8 protein-coding genes are annotated in these 9,731 nt (G+C 64.6%); 4 read left to right on the top strand and 4 right to left on the bottom strand.

All coding sequences use genetic code 11. The annotated features are described in order from the left end of the window. Positions 1-118: 118 nt before the first annotated feature. The 3 genes from H6A21_RS08575 (at position 119) to H6A21_RS08565 (ending at position 2,296) form a co-directional block, all read left to right on the top strand. Positions 119-484, top strand: coding sequence for a PH domain-containing protein (locus H6A21_RS08575; protein ID WP_204562335.1), 366 nt, complete (start codon positions 119-121; stop codon positions 482-484). A 138-nt stretch (positions 485-622) separates the two neighbouring features. Continuing rightward, positions 623-1,516: a DUF5131 family protein gene (locus tag H6A21_RS08570; protein WP_204562334.1), complete on the top strand. Its 894-nt coding sequence runs from the start codon at positions 623-625 to the stop codon at positions 1,514-1,516. Positions 1,517-1,735: 219 nt separating this feature from the next. Next, positions 1,736-2,296 carry a ferritin family protein gene (locus tag H6A21_RS08565; protein WP_239462763.1) on the top strand — a complete coding sequence of 187 codons (561 nt, stop codon included), beginning with the start codon at positions 1,736-1,738 and terminating at the stop codon, positions 2,294-2,296. Between the two features lie 449 nt (positions 2,297-2,745). On the opposite strand, the gene H6A21_RS08560 is transcribed toward H6A21_RS08565, so the two are convergent. From H6A21_RS08560 to H6A21_RS08550, 3 genes are all read right to left on the bottom strand, one after another. Next, on the bottom strand, positions 2,746-2,991 hold the full coding sequence (locus H6A21_RS08560) for a hypothetical protein (RefSeq protein WP_204562333.1): 246 nt from the start codon (positions 2,989-2,991) through the stop codon (positions 2,746-2,748). Positions 2,992-3,490: 499 nt separating this feature from the next. Next, on the bottom strand, positions 3,491-4,399 hold the full coding sequence (locus tag H6A21_RS08555) for a hypothetical protein (RefSeq protein ID WP_204562332.1): 909 nt from the start codon (positions 4,397-4,399) through the stop codon (positions 3,491-3,493). A gap of 265 nt (positions 4,400-4,664) precedes the next feature. Then, a complete protein-coding gene (locus H6A21_RS08550) occupies positions 4,665-6,239 on the bottom strand; it encodes an aminotransferase class I/II-fold pyridoxal phosphate-dependent enzyme (RefSeq protein WP_239462762.1) in 1,575 nt (524 codons plus the stop codon). A 273-nt stretch (positions 6,240-6,512) separates the two neighbouring features. Here H6A21_RS08550 and H6A21_RS08545 point away from each other — a divergent pair, with 273 nt between their 5' ends. After that, positions 6,513-7,043 carry a cysteine hydrolase family protein gene (locus tag H6A21_RS08545; RefSeq protein ID WP_204562331.1) on the top strand — a complete coding sequence of 177 codons (531 nt, stop codon included), beginning with the start codon at positions 6,513-6,515 and terminating at the stop codon, positions 7,041-7,043. A gap of 129 nt (positions 7,044-7,172) precedes the next feature. Here the strand turns inward: H6A21_RS08545 and feoB are convergent, their stop codons facing one another. Further along, entirely contained in the window at positions 7,173-9,527 is a 2,355-nt protein-coding gene (gene feoB, locus H6A21_RS08540) for a ferrous iron transport protein B (protein WP_204562330.1), read from the bottom strand. Between the last annotated feature and the right edge of the window lie 204 nt (positions 9,528-9,731).

Here is a 9,731-nt window from a genome sequence, read left to right as displayed (position 1 = left end):
AATCAAGGCGAACCCCACCCACACCCGTCGGCCCCTCGCACGCGGTAAGCTTACGAACGTCGCCCGGAAACCCCGAAGGCGACGTCAAAGCACCACAGCACAACAAGGAGGAATAACCATGGCGGAACCGTCGATGATGGAATGGACATTCGTGGCGGAGTGCGGCATACCCGATGACGTGACCGAGCTTCTTGTGCCCGGCGAGCAGCCCGTCGCCGCCTACCGCACCATCAGGGATTCGGCGATCATCACCGACCGTCGCCTTATCATGCGCGACGCCCAGGGATTCACCGGCAAGAAGGTCGAGATCTACTCGCTGCCGTGGAAGTCCGTCGACATGTGGTCGAGCGAGAGCGCCGGGCACATCGACTTCAACGCCGAGCTCGAGTTCTGGACGCGCGCCGGCCACATCAAGCTGAACCTCAAGCGCGGCGTCGACGTGCGCAAGTTCGACCGGATCATCGGGACCTACATCCTCCGCTAAACGCAAGAGCTCGCATCCCGGCGGCACCCCGAAGCACGATGCGCCGCCGCCAGCTCTTTCACTAAATAGAACTTGTGTTCGATTTTCCTTTGGCGCATACTGGGTCTCCCACCCCGGCGGCGCGAAAGGAGGCGGCCCGTGCACGATATCTGGAACCCCTGGCACGGATGTGTGCGCGCGAGCGAGGGGTGCGACAACTGCTACATGTTCTTCAACGACGAGCGGCGCGGGCTCGACGGCTCGAAAATCTCCCGCACCGGGAACTTCGACTACCCTATCCAGCGCACGCGAGACGGCTCGTTCCGGGTGCGCCCGGGCGAGCTCATCCGCGTCTGCATGACCTCCGATTTCCTTGTCCCCGAGGCCGATCCCTGGCGTGACGAGGCATGGGACATCATCCGCGAACGGCCCGACGTCCGCTTCTTCATCCTCACCAAGCGCCCTGAGCGCTTCGCCTGTTGCCTGCCCGCCGACTGGGGTGACGGATGGGACAACGTCATGCTGAACGTCACATGCGAAAACCAACGCCGCGCGGACGAGCGCGTCCCCATCCTCCTCGCCACACCGGCCAAGCATCGCGGCATCATGTGCGCCCCGTTCATCGGCCCGGTCTCCGTGGAACAGGCGGCACCGGGATGCCTGGGCCCGCACGGCATCGAACAGGTCATCTGCGGAGGCGAGAACTACGGCGGCGCCCGACCCTGCGATTTTGACTGGGTGCGCGCCCTGCACCGCGAGTGCGTGGCCGCCAACGTCACGTTCGCCTTCACCGAGACCGGCAGCGTGTTCATCAAGGATGGACGTACCTACCACCTGCGCGGCAAGAGGCTGCAAAGCCAGCAAGCGTGGAAGTCAAACATGGGCCATCAGGGCCGCCCCATCGCCTGGCACCTCACCGATCGGCTGGGGCTCGAGATTCCCGAGGCAGACTTGTACCGCCCCGTCTTCCACGAGCAATGCGAGCAGTGCGGCGGCCGCCTCATCTGCAACGGCTGCGGATCGTGTGCATCCTGCTGGATGCGCTCGGTGTGACCGTTGGCGAAACGCGACATGCAGACGAGACGATTAAATATCTTAAGTTAGAGCAATTAAACATAGTGTGAAGGACTTACGAACTTTTAGGAATCAGTCTCAATATGGGATTACCGCGGGTCCATTTGGTCATAATCCTAACTGTACGGCGCACCCGCTTGGAGAGGGCCCGAAGGGACCGGGCGGGCGTGCAATCACCTTTGACCGAAGGGAAGAATCATGAAGTTCGTTTGCCCCGTTTGCGGTTACGTTGAGGAGTACGACGGCGACCAGCTCCCCGAGGGCTTCAAGTGCCCCCAGTGCGGCGTTGACGGCTCCCGCTTCATCAAGCAGAGCGACACCGAGATGACCTGGGCTGCCGAGCACGTCGTGGGCGTTGGCAAGCTTCCCGAGGTCTCCGAGGACATCGTCAACGACCTGCGCGCCAACTTCGAGGGCGAGTGCACCGAAGTCGGCATGTACCTGGCCATGGCCCGCGTTGCCCATCGTGAGGGCTACCCGGAGATCGGCCTGTACTGGGAGAAGGCCGCTCACGAGGAGGCCGAGCACGCCGCCAAGTTCGCCGAGCTGCTGGGTGAGGTCGTGACCGACTCCACCAAGAAGAACCTCGAGATGCGCGTCGAGGCCGAGAACGGCGCCACCGCCGGCAAAACCGACCTCGCCAAGCGCGCCAAGGCCGCTGGCCTGGACGCCATCCACGACACCGTGCACGAGATGGCTCGCGACGAAGCCCGTCACGGCAAGGCGTTCGCTGGTCTGCTGAAGCGCTACTTCGGCTAAGCTGAATACCGCTAAGCGCTCACGCGCTTACATGTAAGGCGCCCCCGGTTCGTTCCGGGGGCGCCTTTTCGTTGCCGCGCCGACGCGAAGGGGTTCCTGAACAAGCGAAGCGTGCTTCTTCCGGGAAAACTCGCCAGGCTCTCCCCGCCCCAAGTGGGTCCTGGACAAAAACGCTTTGAGTGGGACGTATGCATAAGCGGTTCGAGCGGTTAATTAGGTACCTTTGTATATATTTATATAGTTACCTGCTATACCTGTTTCCAGGCTGCATAAAAATATCCTGCAGGGAACACCTGATATACCCACCGTTTGTATGTGAAGTCCCACTCAGCGCGTTTTTGTCCCGCGGCGTGATGCGCCGACAATCGCGCGCCATAAGCGTGCATCAATTGCCGGCTGCGGACTCATTATTCGTATAGCATCTCCGGCGGTCCGACCGCATGGCCTCATCAGGCGCGTGCGTCGCGGCGCAGCACCTTCGCATAGAGCGGATACGCCACGAACGCGAAGACGAAAACCGCGGCAGAGCACCCATAGAGCACCCCAGATGCCGCCCCGCCCCTCATGGCAAGCGCCTCGATGAACTGGCTGGCGATCACCAGGGCATAGGCGCAGCCGGTATAGCGCAGCAGCTCCCCTTTGAGGCCCGTGAACTCGCTCTCGCGCTCTTGCAACTTGTCGCTCAACGCCATCATGTCACGCCCCCGTCCCCGCTATGCCGCCGCACGCCGAACCTCATGGCGGCGGCGAGCTTGTTGATCTCAGCGTACTGCACACACAATAAGCAGCCGTACGGCTCCCGTTAAGAATCGGTAAGGTCGACTGCCGCGCATGCACCCGCAAGGGCGCTCTCTCATATCCGTGTAATGCTCGGGCATGCTGCGGCGCGACACGACGCCCCGCCCGCCGCGCGATTGCAGCCCCGGCACGCGCCGTCAGCCAGCACAGTCGCCGACCGCGCGTGCACGCCGCGCCCCGTTCAAACGAGGACCGCATCCACCTCACAACATGCAACCCCCTCAACAGATGCTTGATGCAGAGATGCGCTGTTTGCGGCTTCCCCGCGCAATCATTAACAATTACTTGGTTCGCCTTTCCGCCCCTACCCCAACGCGCGTATGCCGGCGGAAAACAAAAAACGCCTCCGACGGGGATATCCCGCCAGAGGCGTTTCGCCATCTCGGGCTCGCAGGCTTAGAAGCGGCCACCGCGATGGTTGCCGCTGAAGCCGCCACGGCCGCCGCGGTCATCGCGACCGCCGCCGTTGCCACGGCCGCCACGGGGGCCGAAGTTGCCGCGGCCGCCGTTGAAGCCGCCACGAGGACGGTCGCCGCCACGATCGCCACGCGGGCCGCCGAAGCCGCCGCGCGGACCACGGTCGTCACGGCCGCCGAAGCCGCCGCGACCGCGCGGGCCGCGATCGTCGCGACCGCCACGGGGACCACGGTCGTCACGGCCGCCGCGCGGGCCGCGGTCGGCGTCCAGACCCATAGCCACCATCGGGTCGATTACCTGGTCAAGCAGGGAAAGAATCTGCTCGCAGGAGACAGCGGACAGCTGCGGGACGAGCTTCTTGCGCTTGCCGCCCATCTTGGCGGCGAGCTCGGCGGCGTCCTCGCTCGCGAAGATAACGACCTTGCGCATGTCGTCCTCCTCGGGCTCCACGCGGGCAACGATGTCGTTCTTCTCGGCCTCGATCATGATGGCGTTGAGCTCGCGCAGGCGCATGCCCAGAAGCTCGGCCATCTCCTTCTGCTCCATCTTGGGCTTGAGCTCGAGGAGCTTCAGCGCGCGCATGAGGTCGTTCAGGCGCTTGGCGTCCTCCTCGGCCTCGTCGCGCATCATGTCGCGGCGCGCACGGAGCAGGCGCGCGGCGCGGTTGATCTTGTCGAACAGCTCGCCGTCCAGGTCGCGGGGCTCGGCCTCGGACTCGTCGGCGGTCTCGTCGGCCACGTCCTCGGCGGGCGCGGCGTCCACGGCAGCCTCCTCGGCGTCCGTGCTCTCGGTCTCGGCGACGACCTCCTCGGTCGCCTCAGCCGCGGTCTCGGCGGCAATCGTCTCGTTCTCGGTCATCTTCTCATCCAGTTCGCTGTACTCAGACATGCGTTCCTCCTGCGCCCTCGGCGCTACTTCAGGCGGCTCCTACTCGGCCGCAATCTACCTAAGGCCTTCCGGCCTTCATCCAGTGTAGGGGGCGCGCGGCACCTTCCCCCGCAGCAACTTCGCTCATCACAAAAGGAGCGCCAGAAGCGCTCCTCATCTGCACATATTCAACTGTTCGCGCCCATGCGCAGGTAGCGATCGGGCGGACGGGCAGACGCTGCGCCGCAGGCGAATCCGCCCCGGCGCCGATGCGCCCGCGCGACCGCTAATTCTGGCGATACGTCGACAGGAAGTCCGCCAGGTCCTCCATCGCCTCGCGCAGCACGCCCATGCGCGGCAGGTAGACGACGCGGAAGTGGTCGGGCTTCTCCCAGTTGAAGCCGCCGCCGCGCGTGACCAGGATGTGCTTCTCGTGCAGCAGGTCCAAGGCGAACTGCTCGTCATCGGTGATGTTGAACTTCTTCACGTCGAGCTTCGGGAAGATGTAGAACGCCGCCTTGGGCTTCACCGCCGTGACGCCGTCGATGGCGTTCAGCGCCTCGTAGACGTAGTTGCGCTGCTCGTACACGCGGCCACCGGGCTCCACGTAGCGCTCCACGCTCTGGTAGCCGCCAAGGGCCGTCTGCACGACGGACTGCGCCGGCACGTTCGAGCACAGGCGCATGTTCGACAGCATGTTCACGCCCATGATGAAGTCGCGCATGCAGCGCTTGTTGCCCGAAAGAATCATCCAGCCGATGCGGTAGCCGGCGATCATGTGCGATTTCGAGAGGCCCGAGAACGTGACGCACGGCAGGTCGGGGGCGAGCGAGGCGATCGAGATATGCTTCACGCCGTCCATGCACAGACGGTCGTAGATCTCATCGGAGAAGATCATGAGCTGGTGCTTGCGCGCGATCTCGACGATGCCCTGCAGGATGTCAAGCGAGTAGACCGCACCGGTGGGGTTGTTCGGGTTGATGATGACGATGGCCTTCGTGCGCGAGGTGATCTTGGATTCAATGTCGGCGAGGTCCGGATTCCACTCGGCCTCCTCGTCGCAGATGTAGTGCACCGGCACGCCGCCCGCTAGCGTGGCGCACGCGGTCCACAGCGGGTAGTCGGGGCTCGGGATGAGGATCTCGTCACCGGTGTCGAGCAGCGCGTTCATGCACAGCTGGATGAGCTCCGACACGCCGTTGCCGGTGTAGATGCTGTCCACGTCCACATTGGGGATGTGCTTGAGCTGCGCGTACTGCATGATGGCCTTGCGCGCCGCGAACAGGCCCTTGGAGTTGGAGTAGCCCTCGCACTCGGTGAGCTGCTGGCGCATGTCGAAGATGACCTCGTCGGGGGTGCGGAAGCCGAACGGCGCGGGGTTGCCGATGTTCAGCTTCAAGATATGCTCGCCGCGCGCCTCCATGGCCTCGGCCTCGTCGTTCACCGGGCCGCGCACGTCGTACAGGACGTTGTCGAGCTTGGAGGATTTCTTGAATTCACGCATGGGGGTGCTCCTTATGGTGCTGGCGGCGTGCTCGTGCGCGCCGTCTTCGGTCGATACGGGGTGCGAGGCGGCCTCATGCCGCGCGCTAGCTCGCGACGGCGCGCCTGCGTCGCGGGCGTCCGTCCCCTCGGCGCCCAGCAGCCATGCCGCGTCGACACCGAGGACGCGCGCCAGCAGGTCCGCCACGTCGCGCCGGGGGATCGTCTTGCCGGCAACGTACTGGCTCATCTGGCTTTTGCCCAGCTTGCCGCCCGCATCGGCAGCCATCTGGATCACGTCCGCCTGCTTCATGCCGCGCTCGGCCATGGCATCCTTCAGGCGGCTGGCGAACCGCTCGCGTTCTGTCGTACGCTCCATCGCGCCTCCGGAAGTTCAATATCGTATCCACAAAATTGAACTTTTTGTCACGCGAGGTTCAAAGTTCAATTTATCGGCAGTCTAGCACAGCTCGATATTGAACTTCGCAAGAATCTTGCCACCCGCGCGCACGCCCGCGTTCGCACACCGCACAGCCACATCCCCGCAACAATCCCTAAAACCGCCCCGGCCCTCGGGCGCGGCAAGTATCATCAAGCTTGCAGGTTTTCACAAACCCACGGCGCCGAGCGCGCCTCATGCAAAGGAGCACCTATGGCTAACGATTATCTGGTTGTCGTCGATATGCAGAAGGATTTCGTCGACGGGTCCCTCGGCACGCCCGAGGCGCAGGCGATCGCGGATGCCGTCGCCGAGCGCGCCCGCACCTTCGAGGGCACGGTCGTCTTCACGCGCGACACCCACGAGGAGAACTACCTCGAGACCCAGGAGGGCACGAAGCTTCCCGTCGTGCACTGCGTGCGCGACACGCCCGGCTGGCAACTCGTGCCCGCCCTGGAGGAGGTCCGCCGCGAGCGCGACGCCGTCGTCTTCGACAAGCCGACGTTCGGCTCCGTGGCGCTCGTCGAATGGCTCGCCATCCAAAACGACCAGCAGCCCATCGACTCCATAGAGCTTGTCGGCCTGTGCACCGACATCTGCGTGGTGAGCAACGCCCTGCTCATCAAAGCGCACTTCCCCGAGCTGCCCGTGCGCGTCGAGGCCGCCCTCTGCGCCGGCGTTACGCCCGACGCCCACGAGGCTGCACTCGCCACGATGCGCAGCTGCCAGGTCGAGGTGCTCTAGCAACGAGGGGGTGTCCTCACCGGGGACGGGGTAGTTCGGAGACATCGCGCGCCGAGCGGCGCGCGATGTCTCCGAACTACCCCGTCCCCGGTGAGGACACCCCCTCCCCTGAGGACAGCCCGCGTACGCTTACGCGAAGCCCAGCGCCATGCCGACCACGTGGATCAAAAACGCGACGATCCAGGCGACACCGCACTGCAGCGCCACGACCGCCCACATCATGCGGCCGCCGAGCTCGCTGCGCACCGTCGACACCGCGGCGACGCACGGGGTGTACAGCAGCGTGAACGCGAGGAAGCAGATCGCCGTGAGCGGCGAGAACAGCGTGGACAGCGCCGACACGTTGCCGCCGAGCAGCACCGTGAGCGTCGACACCACGCTCTCCTTCGCGGCGAAGCCGGCCGCGAGCGCGGTGGAGGCGCGCCAGTCGCCGAAGCCGAGCGGCGCGAAGATGGGCGCGATGAGCTGGCCCACGCCGGCAAGCAGGCTCTGGGACTGGTCGGTCACCACGTTGAAGCGGATGTCGAACGTCTGCAGGAACCAAATGATGATCGTGGCGACGAACACGATGGTGAACGCCTTGCGGATGAAGCCCTTGCCCTTGTCCCATGCGAGCCGCGCGACCGTGGCGACGCTCGGCAGGCGGTAGTTCGGCAGCTCCATCACGAACGGCACGGGGTCGCCGCGAAACGCGGTGTGGTTCAACAGGAGTGCCACGACGATGCCCACCACGATGCCGAGCAGGTACATCCCCGTCATGACAAGACCGCCGTACTGTGGGAAGAACGCCGCGGTGATGAGGCCGTAGACCGGCAGCTTCGCCGAGCAGCTCATGAACGGGGTGAGCATGACGGTCATCTTGCGGTCGTGCTCGGAGGGCAGGGTGCGCGTGGCCATGATGGCGGGCACGCTGCAGCCGAAGCCGATGAGCATGGGCACGATGCTTCGGCCCGACAGGCCGATCCGGCGCAGGAGCTTATCCATCACGAACGCGACGCGCGCCATGTAGCCGGAGTCCTCGAGCACGGACAGCAGCAAGAACAGCACGACGATGATGGGCAGAAACGACAGGACGCTGCCCACGCCGGCGAAGATGCCGTCGATGACGAGCGAGTGGACGACCGGGTTCACGCCGAAATCGGTGAGCCAGGTGTCGACGACACCCGTGAACGCCTCGATGCCCATCTCGAGCAGGTCGGACAGGCGCTGGCCGATCACGTCGAACGTGATCCAGAACACGAGCGCCATGATGCCGATGAAGACCGGGATGGCCGTGTAACGGCCCGTGAGGATGCGGTCAGCCGCCACCGAGCGCAGATGCTCGCGGCTCTCGTGCGGCTTCACCACGCACATGCTGCACACGCCCTCGATGAACGAGAAGCGCATGTCGGCGAGGGCGGACAGGCGGTCGGAGCCCGACTCGTCCTCCATCTGCACGATGATATGCTCGACCGCGTCGAGCTCGTTTTGGTCGAGCGCGAGCGCCGAGATCACGCGGGCATCGCCCTCGATGAGCTTCGTCGCCGCGAAGCGCAGCGGCAGGTTCGCCGCGGCGGCATGGTCCTCGATCAGGTGGCACACGCCGTGGATGCAGCGGTGCAGCGCGCCGCCGTCCGCACCGTCGGCGGCGCAGAAGTCCAGGCGGCGCGGATGCTCGTGGAAACGGGCGACGTGCAGGGCGTGCTCCACGAGCTCGCCGATGCCCTCCCCCTTCGCCGCCGAGATCGGCACCACCGGGATGCCGAGCAGCTCCTCGAGCTTGTTGACATCCACCGTACCGCCGTTGGCCGCGACCTCGTCCATCATGTTCAAGGCGAGCACCATGGGCCGGTCGAGCTCCATGAGCTGCAGGGTCAGGTAGAGGTTGCGCTCGATATTCGTCGCGTCGACGATGTCGATGATGGCGTCGGGCTGCTCGTTCAAGATGAACTCGCGCGAGACGATCTCCTCGCTCGTGTAGGGCGACAGCGAGTAGATGCCGGGAAGGTCGGTGACGGTGGCCTCGGGATGGCCCTTGATCTGGCCGTCCTTGCGATCGACCGTGACGCCCGGGAAGTTGCCCACGTGCTGGTTTGAACCCGTGAGCTGGTTGAACAGCGTCGTCTTGCCGCAGTTCTGGTTGCCGGCGAGCGCGAAGGTGAGCGGGGCTCCCTCCGGGATGGGCTTGCCGCCGCCGCGCGGGGCGAGGCCCTCGCCGAGCGCCGGATGCTCCGTGTGGCCGACGCGCGCGTTCACGCGCAGGTTGTTGTGCGCGTCGTGGACATCGCAGATCTCGATGCGCGCCGCATCGTCGCGGCGCAGCGTCAGCTCGTAGCCGCGCAGGCGGATCTCCACCGGGTCGCCCATGGGCGCGTATTTCATCATGGTGACCTCGATGCCGGGCGTCAGACCCATATCGAGGATATGCTGGCGCAGCGCATCATCATCCGAGTCGACCGACGCGATGATGGCGTCCTTGCCGATCTCCAAGGTATCAAGTCTCATATGTGCCGTGCTCCTTTTGGTGCATGCGTGTCATACCGAGTCGGGTGTACATTCTGCAGATATGATACCGTGGCGTGCGTGATTCTTTCGCTCTATCTGAAATATTACCTGTATATATGAGCATACATTCACATATAAGAGCAGAACACCTGGCTTTCGGGCGATGACAATAGGTCGCGCGGCAAGCTGCGCCCATCGCCGCAA

Source organism: Collinsella tanakaei (assembly GCF_016902615.1).
Lineage (GTDB): Bacteria > Actinomycetota > Coriobacteriia > Coriobacteriales > Coriobacteriaceae > Collinsella > Collinsella tanakaei_A.
Note: the sequence above shows the minus strand (reverse complement) of the source record. Positions and strands in the feature narration are given on the sequence as shown.

Excerpts from the sequence above, each read along its gene's own strand:
- H6A21_RS08575 (WP_204562335.1), top strand. The coding sequence starts at position 119 with ATGGCGGAACCGTCGATGATGGAATGGACATTCGTGGCGGAGTGCGGC.
- H6A21_RS08565 (WP_239462763.1), top strand. The coding sequence starts at position 1,736 with ATGAAGTTCGTTTGCCCCGTTTGCGGTTACGTTGAGGAGTACGACGGC.
- H6A21_RS08560 (WP_204562333.1), bottom strand. The coding sequence starts at position 2,991 with ATGATGGCGTTGAGCGACAAGTTGCAAGAGCGCGAGAGCGAGTTCACG.
- H6A21_RS08555 (WP_204562332.1), bottom strand. The coding sequence starts at position 4,399 with ATGTCTGAGTACAGCGAACTGGATGAGAAGATGACCGAGAACGAGACG.
- H6A21_RS08550 (WP_239462762.1), bottom strand. The coding sequence starts at position 6,239 with ATGGAGCGTACGACAGAACGCGAGCGGTTCGCCAGCCGCCTGAAGGAT.
- H6A21_RS08545 (WP_204562331.1), top strand. The coding sequence starts at position 6,513 with ATGGCTAACGATTATCTGGTTGTCGTCGATATGCAGAAGGATTTCGTC.
- feoB (WP_204562330.1), bottom strand. The coding sequence starts at position 9,527 with ATGAGACTTGATACCTTGGAGATCGGCAAGGACGCCATCATCGCGTCG.